Below are 14,234 nucleotides of genomic sequence, written 5' to 3' on the forward strand. Positions count from 1 at the left end.
CTGTGCTGCCGCCGCGCGGCTGCCCCAGCCCGATCTTGACCGCGCGCTCGCTGAGGTCGGTCATGGTGTTGGTCGCTACGTTCACCAGATCGAGCAAGATATCTACCACGTCGTGCGCGTCTTTGCGGAAGCGCTTTATCACCGCCTGTGAATCGGCGCTGCGCAGCCGGTCCACGTCGATTACGCGCTCCTCGATATTCTGCGTCGCGTTGATCCCGGCGGCGATTTCTTCCTCCAGGATCGAAGCGGCGCGCGTGACGATCTGCGAGGTCGTGCCCGCCATGCCCGCCAGCAGGTCGAGCTGGCCCGATAGCCGCGACGATCCGCCGTCGCCGTTGCCGGAGGGTGCGGGGACGGTGGCGTTATCGATCGGCGCTGCGGCTTTGGACGCCGCCCGCCGCGCGCGCGTAGATTTGGGTGCGGAGCGGGGCTTTTTGGTCGGTTCTTCGCTCATGGCTTACAGCTCCTCCCGGCAGCCGGACAGGCGCGTCCGGCCCCGGATCGTGATTGAAATAACCGGACGGTCGAAGATGGTGATGCCAATGGTATAGCTGCTGTCGATGCAAATGGGCTCGCACAGGCTGATGCACAGCGGCACGGGTTCCGCCGCGCGCAGGGCCATGTTCATGGCGACTTGCAGCGGGCGCTCCGGCAGCGATGCGACGATCACGTGCGCGGGCGTATCCTCGAAGCCCACCGACACGGACAGCGGATCGCCCTCCGCGAACTCGTGCGCGAGCCGGGCCGGTTCTGGCGGCCAGCTCACGATGTGGATGGTTTGCTCGTCGGCCATGTCGTTTACTCCTTGCCCGGCTTGTCTTGCGGCTTGCGGGCGATCTGTGCGATGCACAACTCGATCAACAGCCCTTCGTTGCCCCCGCCCGAAATCACCACGCGGATGATACCCTCCGCCTCCACGGTGATCGTGACGAGTCCCTGCGAGTTAGGCGGTGAGGCGGCTTGCCCGACCTGCTTGCCGTCCGCGTCGTACGCGGTCAGCACGATCGGTTTGGACGTGCCGCTTTGCACGCGCGCGATGACGTGATTCGCCTCGAACGGCAGCGCGATCTCCACGCCTTCCTCCGGGAACTGGAGCTTGCCCTGGTTGGCCGGGTCGCCCCAGAACGCGATCATCAGCGGCATGCTGCTGCGCGACTTGAAGGTGAACCCGCCCTTTTCGTAGTCGTCGGGCAGGCGGGTGGGCTTGCGTTCGTCCCCCCAGCCGACGCACGCCCGCTGATCCTTCGGCGGCGGCGGTTCTTCTTCCGGCGCGCACTCGTGGATCGGGCACGGGTAGGGGATCAGCTCCACGTCGTCGAAGTACGCGATGGTGCGTTCCTCGCGCGTGATCGATTCGAGGAACACCGTGATCCGCCGTTTGCTCGCCGTGACGCGCACCAGCAGCATCGCCCAGTCGCGCTGTTCTGCCCCCTGCGACCACACCACCGTCGCCGCGTCAGGATCGGTTCCGCCCGCTGGATCGACGCCTAGTCGGCAGACCCCGCCGCCGCGCTCGTCCAGGTGATACCACGCGCTGATCTGGTAGTCCCAGCCCACGTTTGCGCCGATGGATTGCATCAACCCGGCGCGGAACGCGCGGCTGTCCCCGATCTGCTGCGAGCGCTGCCCGCCGTGCACGATGATTTCCTCGCCCCGGAATAACTGCCCCGCGCCGCCGGGCGTGAACGTATTGGTGCGTTCGCCGCCGGGCAGGGTGCCGTAGGGTTCCCAGTCGTTAGCGACTTCGCCCACCAGCCGCTGCCGGAATCCGCCCTCGAAGTCGGTGTTCTTCAGGCGCACCACGCGCACGATCACCTCGTCCGCGCCCACGCCGCCGTCGTCGTCCGTGACGATGCACCGCGCGACGTACGTGCCGCAGTGCTGGTAGACGTGTGCGGCGGCGGCCACGCCGACCCCCTGCGGCGGCTCGTGCGTCTCGTGCACCACGGCGGGCGTCAGCGGCGTGCAGTCCCCGAAGTCCCATACCGCCGTATGCGTATCGCACCAGCCCGGATCGGTGAAGCACGCTTCCAGGCTGATCGGGAAGCCGGGGTACGCGAACTTATCCACGCCCGCGTCTACGGTCGGCGGCACGTTGCGCACCGTCATCACGCGCTGGTCGATGCCCACGCCGCCGTCGTCGTCCATCACCTTGACCGTGACGGTGTACTCGCCGTTGTCACAGTACGCGTGTTTGGCGGTGGTGGTGCCTTTCGCTTCCGGCTTGTTGTTTGTCTCGCTGATTGTGCCGTCCACCGGCAGCGTGTCGTCCCCGAAGTCGAACACGGCGGTATGCGTGTCCGGCCATTCCTGGTCGGTGAAGGCGGCGGTGTATTCGACCTCCTGCCCCTCGTCGATTGTCATGTCCGGCCCGGCGTCCACCTTCGGCGGCACGTTGCGGGCGTTCACCCGCGCGAACTGCCGCGTCACCACGCCGCCCGGCTGGGTGACGGTCGTCTTCAGCTTGGCGATGTAGATCCCATCATCCGCGTAGGTATGCGACGCCACGCGCCCGCTGGCGGTCCCGCCGTCCCCGAAGTCCCATTCGTACTCGGTGTCCACTGTGACCGGCCCGCCGGTGAACGTGATCGGTGCACCCGCGTTGACGGTGTACGGCCCATTGCTCTCCGCGAATGCGATCACTGTCTCGGCAAAGATCGCCTTGACCGCGTACGCGTCGGGGAACATGATGCTTTGCGGATCGATCATCACCGGGTTGTCGAACCGGGCCGTCACGTCCCCGATGCCTTCCAGCGTTTGCGGCCACGCGCCGATGCCCTTCACCTGCCCGGTGATCTCGTCGCGCACGATCACGCCGCCGATGTTCTCGGCCACGCTTTCGGCCACCGCGACCAGCACCAGCGCGATCACCCCGCCGACGATGCCCAGCGTGATGAACCCGATCAGGAAGCTCAGAATCCAGGCCAGCAGCGACAGGTCCACGTCGGGATCGCCGATCACGAACGGCTGGATCTGCTGCGTGCCGTCGGGGTTATCGACCCATTGCAGGCCCACGTTCGCGCTGAAGCTGGCGTCCACGTCCACGCACGCGATCGCGTCCACCACCGTCACATCGCCCTCGATGCGGATGTGGCCCGTTTCCAGCGACACGTCGATGCGGTGCACGATCGCGTCGTGCCCGTTGACGTTGTGCTCGGTGTGCGGCAGGCCGCCGAAGCCGCCTTCGTCTTCCGGCTTGTTGATCTGGTCGCGGATCATCTGGATCACGACGTCGCCGTTGATGGCGATGGCGCACGTCTGCCCGGCGGGGATGAAGTTGACGATCACGCTCGTGTCGCCGCCGGGGTTGTTCAGGCAGAACGCGATCGCGTCCGCCAGCGCCAGCGGCCTGACGTCCGTGACGGTCACGTCGCTGCCGGGCGGTGGGGTGGGCGTCCACAGGCTGATGTCGCCCCGCCCAGTGATCGCCGCGTGCGCCTGGTCCGCGATGAACGACTCGATCTGCGCCACGGTCGGCACGCTGAACACCTGATCGCCGATGGCGGTCACGATGGCCTGCCCGCGCGCCTGCATCTGCGTTTTGAGCAGGTCTTCCAGGTCGATCCCGAACACGCTTGCGCCCGTTTTGTTGGCAGTGTAGTTCGTGCCTTCGGACCCGCTCGCCGGGGCCACGTCTTCGATGGCAACCGTCGCGGAGCCAAAGCGCGCCGTCAGCGTGCCCGGCGCGGAGACCAGCTCCACCGTAAGCGCGATGCGCCCGGTGATGCCCATCGGCGACAGCGGCGACGGTCCCGCCGACGCGGTGATGTTGCTCAAGCGCAGGTGGAACGGCATTCGCACCTTCACGTGCGTCGCGTCCGGCTGCGAGACGTCGATCCGCAGCGCGGCGTTGCTGCTGTCGTCGAAGATTTCCACGAACGCGTCGGCGGTCCACACGCCAAATGGGATGCCGGTCTGCGTCTGGCTATGCGGGATCGTGCCGTCCTCGTACCGGGCGTGCACGTATTCCGCGATCAGGCTCAGCGTTAGCGGCGGCACGGGGTCGCCGCTGGTCAGCGTCGCGCTGACGCTGCTGCGCGGGATGCCGTTCAGCAGTGCCGCCACCTGGATCGTGCCCGGCAGCACGCCGATCGGAACCGACGCGCCGATGTCCGCCGTCATGGCGAACATGCTTGCGCTGGGCACGGGCGGGTTCGCCAGCTCGACCTGGATCTCCGACGGCAGCGTGATCCGCACGCCGTTGGCCGGAACGTCCATCGTCAGGCTGAGCGTGTCGCGCGGGATGTTGACCACGCCGTCCGCCAGCGCGTACGGGCCGAACATCGTCCCGGCAGGGATCTGTACGCTGTGCGGGATGATGTCGTTGTCCCACGAGCTTTTCAGAATGTCGTTGAGCACGCCGACCGTCAGTTCACCGACGACTTCGAAACCACCGAGATTTGGCATCGTTGCGCCTCCTACTGCGGCTGCTGCGAGCTGGGCTTAAAACGCAGCTTGAGGGACGTGATCGGCAGCTTGACGTCGCCGCGCGCGATGCGGTCGTACACGCGGCGCGGCGCGAGTCGGGCAGCGCTGGCATCCAGTTGGCGGAATTCCAGCAGCGGCGGCATGATCGGGTGCGCGTCGCGCAGCGGTTCGAGCGGGTCCGGGATCGGCTCGTGCCCGATGACGCGCGCATCCAGCGGGGCGGCCAGCGGCAGCACCGCTTTCAGCTCCGACGGGCTGATCGGCTCCGGTTTGGGCGGCATTTTGGTTTTCCGGCTCTTGCGCGCTGGCTGCTGCGCGGTCTGCTCCGGCGTCTGGATCGGTGGCCGGGGAAGTTCTAGTTTGACGAACAAAACCCGTGCTAAGTCCTGGTCTGAATCAAGATCAAAACGTTCGTCGGCAATTTTCCACACCTGCGCTTCCAGCTTGACCAGCCGCTCGAACGTCTCGGCGGACGGGAAGCGCACGCGCCGCGCGGCGAAGTGCATCATCTCCGGGTTGAGCGTATAGCCCATTTCCTCAGCCAGAAACAGTGGATTTGCGGCAAAACGCAGTGCCAGCACCGGATCGGCGTTGACGGCGTCGATGATTTGTGGGACGGCCTTCATCAGATCTTCCATCGAGTTGATGGTGCGGTCTTTGCGCGCCATGTTGCCTCCTTACGGACGGACTGGGTTGACGGGGTGAGGGAGACGAACAGGCGCTATCCGGCGCTGATCAGCGGCCCGTGCGACGCGGGCCGGTAGCACACCTCCACCAGCGTCGCCTCGTTACTGCCGCCGCTGACGGTCAGCGACGTGATGCCGGACTGGCTGATGGCGACTTCCTTGAAAGTGTTCGAGATCGACACGGTGAACTCCGTGACCAGCGTCCCGCCGCTGAATGCGGCGATCTTTAGCTCCGGGCTGGCGTAGTTGCTCAGCGTCAGCAGCACGTCCTCGACCGGCTGCCCGAAATCGACGCGCAACCCGGCGTTGGCGAAGCCCAGTTTGGTCCGCCCGGCGGGTTCCCCGAAGGTCGCCGCGCGCAGTTCGCCGCCCAGCGGGCTGAACTTCAAACCCTGCTGGTCGAAGCTGCCCGGGAAGACGGTCCCCGCCTTGATGTTGTCGAAGCTGACGCATTGGCGTTCGGTCGTGGGGGTGTCGCGGCAGGCTTCGAACCGGGTCGTGCCGCGCACGTGAATCGAGGCGAACGGGTTGTCGAACACGTTGATCCCGATCGTATAGTCGCTGCGGGCGCAAATCGGCTCGCACAGCGTGATGCACAACGGTATCGGTTCGCGCGCGGAGACGCGCATGTCCATATCGACCGCCAGCGGCTGCTTCGGGTCGGTCGCCACGACCACGTGCGCGGGCGTCTCGGTGAACGAGATCGACACGGGACACGGCTCGTCTGGGGTGAAGTGGTGCTCCAGGGCTGCCGGTTCTTTGGGCCAGGCAGCAATCGTCACTTTGGTATCGTCGGCCATGAAGATCCTTCCCTTCAACGGACTAAACCAGAAGGATGTATGTGTGCGGTCGAAAGTGGGATTGCGTGACTTAGCGGACGGGCAAGCGCGACGGGCGTCTGGAGGCAAACCAGTAGGGGATGGGACCAGGCGCTCGGCGCAGTGATTGGAATGGTGCCTGGAACCGGGTCGGGGCTTCCCCGCCGCGCCCCGGTTATCAAACCTGAATTTACATACTAGCTCAGTGTACAGGCATTACGCCTGTCACACAAGCAGTACTATACGCATTGTTTCGCTGGTCGTAGGGTAATCATCGGCTGGTGACGTGCCGCGCGTGCCGCGTGACTTTATACTATACTGGATACGCAAATGTGAAGTTCGTAAAACACACAGGTCGTCCGATGAACGTTTCCGCCCCGTTCAGGTATCAAGTGAATAGACGGTGGGTAGAGATATCTTATGAAACGCTGGAGCAGTCACCGGCTTCTCTTACTCCTACTCTGCATTTTGATCGCGGCCATTCCGCTGATTGCGGCGCGCGGGCAGTCTGGGCCTGCGAGCCGTGCCGCTGCGCCAACTGACGTGCCCAAATCCCTGCGCGATCTGGCCGCCGGGCGCGGCATCCTGATTGGCACGGCGGTCGAGCCGCTGCCGGTCCGCGCCGATCCCGACTATGCCCCGCTGCTCACGCGGGAATTTAACCTCCTCACGACCGAAAACGTGCTCAAGATGGGGCCGCTCCGGCCCGATATCACCACCTACTATTTCGAGGAGGCAGATTTCCTGGTCGATTTTGCCGAGTCGAACGGCATGAAGGTGCGCGGCCATACCCTCGTCTGGCATAACCAGCTTCCCGAGTGGATGACGGACCGGACCTATACGACCAGCGAAATGACCTGGATCGTGAACGACCACATCACGACGGTGGTCGAACGTTACCGGGGGCGGATCTGGGCCTGGGACGTGGTGAACGAGGCCGTGCTGGATGATGGCAGCCTGCGCCCCAACGTGTTTTTGCAGACGATGGGGCCGGACTATATCGAGAAGGCATTCGAGTGGGCCCGCGCGGCGGATCCCGACGCGCTGCTCTTTTACAACGACTTCGGGGCCGAAGCGCTGAATGCCAAGTCGGACGCCATCTACGCGATGGTGAAAGACTTCGTGGAGCGCGGCGTGCCCATCGACGGGGTAGGGCTGCAAATGCACGTCGATGTGAATTCGCCGCCCAACCCGGCGGACGTGGCGTCCAACATCATGCGCCTCTCGGCCCTGGGTTTGCAGGTGCAGATCACCGAGATGGACGTGCGTACCTCCGGCGATCCGTCCGAAGCCGAGCGTCAGGCGCAGATTTATGCCGCGATGTTAGAGATTTGTCTGGAAGCCCCCGCCTGCACCGCATTTGAAACGTGGGGCTTTACGGATAAATACACGTGGCTCGGCACGCAGACGGCGCCGCTGCTGTTCGATCCTCTCTACGACCCCAAACCGGCCTTTTTTGCGCTGCTCGACGTTCTGAATCGTGCCGCGGATCAGTCCCCATTGCCCTGACCTCGCGCATTCCCGTTGCTGACCGAGAATCCCGCATTTTGCAGGCGGGATTCTCGCGCTTACACCCTCCATAGTACCTTCGACGCGCCCCCTTTCAGTATTGCTAATAAAACATAATAAAATACAAATAATTCAATTCACTAATATATCTTAAAACATAATTGTAGTCTCATTTCAGAAATATGATATTCAGGCACTATCTTTTAGATTCACATCAAATTTTTTGTGTAGTGTGTCTGTTTGCTAATAATCCGATAAAGTTTAGAATCTCAAAATCGCATGCAAAAGGGAGCAGTCCCCGAGGGTATTGTGGACGCCTATGCAGTTGAACACCGACGCCCGTTCCACCTCAACCATCCGGCTGCACGCCGTTGGCTTGCCGCGCCTCACGTCCGAGCGCGCGCTGCTGCTGGCCCTGTTTGGGGCCATCTTCCTGCTGCGAATCATCCCGATCCATTACAACACGCTGTTCATTGACGACGCGATTTACGCCACGTTGGGCCACGACATCCTGCGGCACGATTTTTCGCAGGGGGCCAGCAAGTGGATTTTCGGGTCCTATCTCTATCCGGTGTTGTCGGCGCTGGCCGATACGGCGGCGGGTGAAGTGGGCATCCGGCTGCTGGGCGCGTTCTTGAGTGTGCTCAGCGCCGCCTTTGTTTACTTGTTCTCGCGGCGTTTGTTTGGCTCGACGGCGGCCCTGTGGGGATTGTTTTTCTTCGGCCTGACCGGGTGCAGCATCGCGCTCGGCCAGCAGTCTGTGATCGATTCGCTGAGCGTGCCCTTCCTGGCGCTGAGCGTGCTGTGTCTCGTGCTGGCGTTTGAGCCGGGCACCAACCGCAAGCGGATGTTGTTTGCGGCGGGCCTTGCGCTCAGCGTGTCGATGCTGGCGAAGTACATCAGCCTGCTCTATCTCCCGGCGCTGGCGGGGCTGTTCGTCGCCTTCAACCTGCGCGAAGGGCGCGGCCTGCGCGACGTGATCGCGCGCATGGAATGGGTCTATTTCGCCGTGCCGCTGATCGTGCTGTTCGGCGGTTACGTGGCGATTTACTACAGCGACCTGATCGAAGTGCTCACCGGCGACTACTCCCGCCAGATCGTGACGCGCGCCGAGGTGGCGAAGACTGCCGTCGCAGAGCTGGGCGTTGTGCTGATGGTGTCGCTGGTGGGTCTCCTTTTTGTGATTCGCTCCGTGCTGCGGCATGGCGACGGCAGCATTGGCCGCCGTGTGTTGCTGGTCGGCGGCGTGTGGCTGCTGTTCCTGTCGTTCCTGATCCTGCCGTTTTATCACGTCCTGTCCGCCAACATTCGCTCGATTTCCAAACATAATGTGTACGTGCTGGTGTTCCTGGCGCCGCTGGCCGGATACGGTGTCGCGGCATCCGTCGAGTGGTTGATGAACGGCCTGCACCTTATCACCCCGCTACGCCGGGGCGTACAGGTGGTGGGTATGCTGGCGACAGTGGTGCTGGCGCTTGGGTTTGTTGGGCAGTCGCAGCAGCAGGTGGACGATTTTCACCGGAGCTGGCCGAACGCCGCCACCACGGTGGATTACTTAAAGACGCTCAATCTCGGCCCAAACAATACGGTGCTGGCCTCGGCGTCCGCCGTTTATGAATATTACCTTGATCTCGGCCCGGCCAGTCGTAGCATCTGGTCGAATATGTGGTACCTGGAGTATCAGGGACTCACCGGTAGGGATGCATTGACCACGGCGGTAGGGGTGTGCACCTTCGACGTCGTGATCACCGACGACTTTTACAGCCCGGAAGTGAACTGGTATCTGGAGCCGCTGCTCGCGCAGACCGGCTACCAGCTGGCCTATTCCACCCGCGAAAGCTTGCGATCGGGGTCGCCCGTGAGCATCCGTGTTTACGTGCCCTCCAACGCGGGCGAGTGCGCTGTTCGTTTTAATACGTCCCCAAGCAGCTCTTAGACCGTTTTCCACCCGATTTATTTCCCAAAAACATTTAAGCGGGACCCAATCGTAAGTCGGCTGCAGTCTTGATTCGGCGGTAGTCATAGCGGGTTTTGTGTTGCCGGAACAGACGAAGCGGAGTAATTGCGATGCACTCAAACTATGTGCCCGAACACAGTATTGACGGGCTGCTGACCTATGCCAGCGTCCGCCAGGAAGCACGCCTCAAGCCGGAGCGCATCCTGTTGATTGCGCTGCTGCTGCTGACGTTTGCCCTGCGTGTGACCCACATCAACTACAACACTCTGTTCGTAGACGAGGCGATCTACGCCACGCTGGGCCACGAAGTGCTGCACTCGAACTTTGCCCAAAACGCGCCTGCGTGGATGTTTGGCTCCTATATCTATCCCTACATCGTGGGCGTGGCCGATGAGCTGGGCGGCGTGGTTGCCATTCGCCTGTTGAGCGCGTTGTTGAGTCTGGTGGCTGTCATATTCGTTTACCTCACGGCGCGATCCCTGTTTGGCGAGCTGCCGGGGCTTGCGGCGGTGCTGTTATTCGGCCTCACCGGGCCGAGCATCAGCCTCGGCCAGCAGGCGGTGATCGACGCGCTGAGTATGCCGCTGATGGCCGTCTCGCTCTACCTGATCGTGACTGCCGCGCTGACGCCGGAGCGCGAAGCGCAGTATCTGGCGGCGGCGGGCGTCGCGTTTACGCTCTCGTTCCTGGCGAAGTACATCAGCGTTCTGCTGCTGCCTGCCTTGCTGGGTATGTGGGTCGTGCTGCATCTGTTCGATGGCCGCAGCCTGTGGAAGATCTTCCTCAGCTTCAAATGGATCTGGTTCATGCTGCCGCTGGCTCTGATCGTCGGCATCTATGGAGTGGTCTACCAGGACGAATTGCGCGAGGTGTTCAAGGCCGAAAACGCGACGCAGATCGCCACCCGGCTGGACGTGCTCACGACCGTCGTGCAGGAGATCGGGATCGTCGTCGTGCTGGCGTTGATCGGCCTGGGGCTGGTCATCCGCGAAGCCTACCTCGCCATGAAGCCCGCCGGTCTGGTCTCGCGCTTTGCGCTGATCCGCTTCCGCGTCCAGTTCGTCGTGATCGCGCTCGGCATGGTCGGCGCGCTGTTCGGGATGCAGATCTACCACCTGACCACGGCCAACATCCGCTCGCTGTGGAAGCACGATGTCTTCACGTTGGTTTTCCTCGCGCCACTGGCGGGCTACGCGGTCGTGCGCGCGATTCGCTACGCGCAGACGGTGACCGGTCCCGGCGCGCGTGAACGGCGGCTGTTCATTGCGGCGGTGCTGTTTACCACCAGCATCCTGTTCGTGAACAACGCCCAGAACATGAACTGGAGCTACCAGTACAGTTGGCCCGATGCGACCAAAACGGTGCGCTTTTTGAAGACGCTCGACCTCAACCGCAACAGCTACGTGATGGCCGCCGGGTCCACTGTGTACGAGTACTACCTGGATCTGCGTGGGGAGGGCCGCACGCTCTGGTTCAGCATGTGGTTCATGGAATATCAAGGCACGTTCGGTGAGGAAGCGATTCGCGGCGCGATCGGCAACTGCGCGCTGGAAGTCGTGATCCTGGACGACTACTACTCGCCGGAGTGGAATCCTGTTTTGCTGCCGCTGCTCGACGAAGCGGGCTACGACATGGTTTTCAGCGATCTGCAGGTCTTGAGTTTCGGAGATCCAATCGGTACACGCGTATTTTTGCCGGGTGATAGGGGAGCGTGTGGGAGTAGATCTGGATGAACAAGACGCGCTGGTTTCTCAAGCTGATTTTCCTGTTGGGGGCCGATCTGCTGTTGCTGGTCGTGCTCAATCGCCTGGATCTGGATTTTCGCAGTGAGTGGGCGCTGTATGCCCTGGTCGCGGGCCTTGCGATCAAGTTGTGGATGCCCGGCCTGCTGTCGCCCGTGCGCGATGCGGCGCTGACGGGCGCGGCGGCGCTGATCGTGTCTCAGCTTTACCTGCTGACTCTGTTCCAGAGGCAGTACGGTATGCTGTCGACGCCCCGGCTTGGCGCATTTGTGGTCCTGTATGCCGTGACCGCCTCCGGCCTCATCCTTGCGGCACGCAGGCTGCTGCTGGCGCGGCGGCAGATGCTGCACGCCGTCACGAGCAGCCACGTGTTGCGCGTCGCGCTGATCGTGGGCGCGGCGGCGTTCGTCAACGTCGTGCTGCTGCTCTACTACAATACGCTCCTCTGGCCCTACCTCTGGCCGAAGCCGATCCTGTTCATCATCGTGATCGTGCTGGGCCTGATGTTATGGTCGCCGCGCTGGATGTACAGCCTGACGGCCTTCCGCGCGGTGGGCGTGGCGATGATCTTTACCGGCGAGAGCTATCTGCTGCATACGCTGCGGGTGACGCTGGACCAGTTCGACGCCCTGTCGCTGATCCATCTGGTCGGCTTCGCGGGCATGTACTTCGTGCTGGTGATCAACGTCATCAACCAGTTTTCCCCGCGCAACAATCAGGTTGCGCCGCCGCTCCCAGGCGAGCTGCCGTTCGTGGCGCTGGTCATTCCCACCTATGGTGAGCCGTACGAGGTGCTCGAAAAGACGCTGATCTCGCTCAAATGGGTGGATTACCCGTCCGACGACATGGTGATCGTGATCTCCGACGACAGCCACCGCCGCGACATCCAGCGCCTCGCGCGCAAGCACGGCGTGCAGTATCACCCCGGCCCGCACAAGGACGCCAAGGCGGGCAATCTGAACTCGGTGCTGAATTACCTCGTGCGCCGTTACCCGCAGACGTCACTGATCGTCACGCAGGACGCCGACGAGTTGATGCACCCGGCGTTCCTCAAAAAGACGGTCGGTTATTTCAACGATCCCAAAGTGGCCGTGGTCCAGACTGCCAAAGAATCGTCCGCCCCCGAAGGCGATCCCTTCGGCACGCGCGACCGGCTGTTTTACGACATCATGCAGCCGGGGCGCAACGGGCGCGGCGCGGCGCTGGCCTGCGGCAGCGGCGTGATCTGGCGGGTCAGTGCGCTGCTTGAGATCGGCGGCTTCGCCACGTGGAACGTGATCGAAGACCTGACCACGACCTACTACCTGCACAGCGCGGGATACCGCTCCGAGTACCACAACGAGGTGCTCTCGGTCGGCCTCGCGCCCGAAGACATCCCCGGCCTGCTGAAGCAGCGCGGCACGTGGGCGGTCGATACGTGGCGGCTGATCCTGTTCGATAATCCCCTGCGCAAACCGGGCCTGACGCTGGCGCAACGGCTCCAGTATCTTGAATTGGGGCTGTTTTACGCCTCGGCGGTGTTCTTCACGCCGCTGATGATGTTCACGCCGTTGGTCTCGCTGGCGACGGGCGACTACCTGCCGATCGAAGGTGCGGCGTTGTTCCCGTGGGTCGTCTTCACGCTGCTCTATTACGTGATCCTGTCCGGCGGCTACAGCGCCTATCTCGTGCGCACGTGGCAGTACTGGGTCGGCCACTGGCCCACCTATACCCAGGCGTTTTTTATCGCGCTGTTTTCTCGCAGCAAGAAGCCGTCCTACAAAGTCACCCGCAAGACGCGCCAGTCGGGCTTTTATGGATACCTGCTGTGGGCCCAGTTTTTGTATGTGACCGTCGGCATCATGGTCGCGCTGCGGGCGCTGCTGTGGGAGCCGGAAACCAACCTGATCACCCAGCTCACGAACGTCGTCCTGCTGATGTTTTTCATCTTCCTCATCAGCGGGATTTGCCGGGCCGCCTTTTACGGGGTGGATCTCGCGCCGTGGCGCGTCGTCAAGTCCGTGTTCCAGCCGTTTGCCGGGCTGCGGCGCAAGCGTGATGAAGTCGTCTGGCAGTCGGACAGCGTCACGCTGCCCAGTTCACCGTTTCGTAGTGTAAGCCGAGTCAGACGTATCGATAGCAAACAGTGAGTAGCAGAGTTCAAACGTAATCGTAAGTAAAGTGACGAGGGATATCATCATGACAAAAACCGTTGTCATGCTGCCAACGTACAATGAAGCCGAAAATCTCCCTCCCATGCTTGAGGCGCTGCTAGCGCTTCCGGTTGAGAATCTGGGCGTGCTCGTCGTCGATGACACGTCCCCCGACGGGACCGGCGATCTGGCCGATCGCTGGGCCGCGCGCTTCCCCGATCGCGTTTTCGTGCTGCACCGCAAGGAGAAAAACGGCCTGGGCCGCGCCTATGTGGAGGGCTTCAAGCGGGCGCTGACGTTGGGCGCGGACTTCATCGTCCAGATGGATGCCGACTTTTCGCACCAGCCCCGCTACATTCCCGCGCTGCTGGACGCCGCCCGCGACTGCGATCTGGTGATCGCCTCGCGGTACACCAAAGGCGGCACGGTCGATCACGACTGGAGCGCGTCCCGCAAGCTGCTGAGCTGGTTCGCCAACAGTGTCTACGTGCAGATGGTCATGGGCCTGCCCGTGAGCGACGCGACGGGCGGTTTCCGCGTGTGGCGTCGCCAGACGTTGATCGGCATCGACCTGGACCGCATCCGCTCGAACGGGTACGTCTGCAACGTGGAATTGACCTACGTGACGCACCGTCTGGGCTATACGATCCGCGAAGTCCCGATCCATTTCCCGAATCGCGCGCACGGCGAGTCTAAGATGAGCTTACACATCCAGGCCGAAGCCGCGCTGCGCACGTGGCAGATCCGCCAGCGCCACCACCACCTCAGGCCGCGGATGCGCCGCCCAGAGGCATACGTCTAGCGCACATCTTGACTTGCGTTCTGTAGGGACGGGTTTCATGCTCTTTACTAAACCCAGGGCGGGTTGCAAACCCGCCCCTACAAACCCCGTTGAGACAGTTTTTCTCCCCTCTCCAACTTGATTGGCTGAGGGGGCGACACTAGATTCTGCTGAGGGAAGA

Annotated in this window: 9 protein-coding genes and 1 pseudogene; 5 read left to right on the forward strand and 5 right to left on the reverse strand. The window is 62.8% G+C overall.

Annotation, left to right across the window (positions count from 1 at the left end; all coding sequences use genetic code 11):
- From V7116_RS22450 to V7116_RS22470, 5 genes and pseudogenes are all read right to left on the reverse strand, one after another.
- Positions 1–454, reverse strand: a pseudogene (locus V7116_RS22450) (hypothetical protein); the annotation flags it as partial.
- A gap of 3 nt (positions 455–457) precedes the next feature.
- Entirely contained in the window at positions 458–793 is a 336-nt protein-coding gene (locus V7116_RS22455) for a hypothetical protein (protein ID WP_324394223.1), read from the reverse strand.
- Between the two features lie 5 nt (positions 794–798).
- The gene (locus tag V7116_RS22460) at positions 799–4,407 is read right to left on the reverse strand and encodes a PKD domain-containing protein (protein ID WP_324394224.1); all 3,609 of its coding nucleotides are present in this window, start codon (positions 4,405–4,407) and stop codon (positions 799–801) included.
- Positions 4,408–4,418: 11 nt separating this feature from the next.
- Positions 4,419–5,096: a hypothetical protein gene (locus tag V7116_RS22465; RefSeq protein ID WP_324394225.1), complete on the reverse strand. Its 678-nt coding sequence runs from the start codon at positions 5,094–5,096 to the stop codon at positions 4,419–4,421.
- 53 nt (positions 5,097–5,149) lie between these two features.
- Complete coding sequence (locus tag V7116_RS22470) at positions 5,150–5,914, reverse strand: hypothetical protein (RefSeq protein WP_324394226.1); 765 nt, start codon at positions 5,912–5,914, stop codon at positions 5,150–5,152.
- Between the two features lie 438 nt (positions 5,915–6,352).
- Here V7116_RS22470 and V7116_RS22475 point away from each other — a divergent pair, with 438 nt between their 5' ends.
- The 5 genes from V7116_RS22475 to V7116_RS22495 all read left to right on the forward strand — a co-directional run bounded on the left by V7116_RS22475 (position 6,353) and on the right by V7116_RS22495 (position 14,074).
- Positions 6,353–7,441: an endo-1,4-beta-xylanase gene (locus V7116_RS22475; RefSeq protein WP_324394227.1), complete on the forward strand. Its 1,089-nt coding sequence runs from the start codon at positions 6,353–6,355 to the stop codon at positions 7,439–7,441.
- A gap of 319 nt (positions 7,442–7,760) precedes the next feature.
- Complete coding sequence (locus V7116_RS22480; RefSeq protein ID WP_324394228.1) at positions 7,761–9,377, forward strand: ArnT family glycosyltransferase; 1,617 nt, start codon at positions 7,761–7,763, stop codon at positions 9,375–9,377.
- A gap of 131 nt (positions 9,378–9,508) precedes the next feature.
- On the forward strand, positions 9,509–11,131 hold the full coding sequence (locus V7116_RS22485; protein WP_324394229.1) for a glycosyltransferase family 39 protein: 1,623 nt from the start codon (positions 9,509–9,511) through the stop codon (positions 11,129–11,131).
- The gene (locus V7116_RS22490; protein ID WP_324394230.1) at positions 11,128–13,269 is read left to right on the forward strand and encodes a glycosyltransferase; all 2,142 of its coding nucleotides are present in this window, start codon (positions 11,128–11,130) and stop codon (positions 13,267–13,269) included. Before V7116_RS22485 ends, V7116_RS22490 begins: the two co-directional genes overlap by 4 nt.
- A 49-nt stretch (positions 13,270–13,318) precedes the next feature.
- Entirely contained in the window at positions 13,319–14,074 is a 756-nt protein-coding gene (locus tag V7116_RS22495) for a polyprenol monophosphomannose synthase (protein ID WP_324394231.1), read from the forward strand.
- Positions 14,075–14,234 lie beyond the last annotated feature (160 nt).

This window comes from Aggregatilinea sp. (assembly GCF_036822615.1).
GTDB lineage: Bacteria > Chloroflexota > Anaerolineae > Aggregatilineales > Aggregatilineaceae > Aggregatilinea.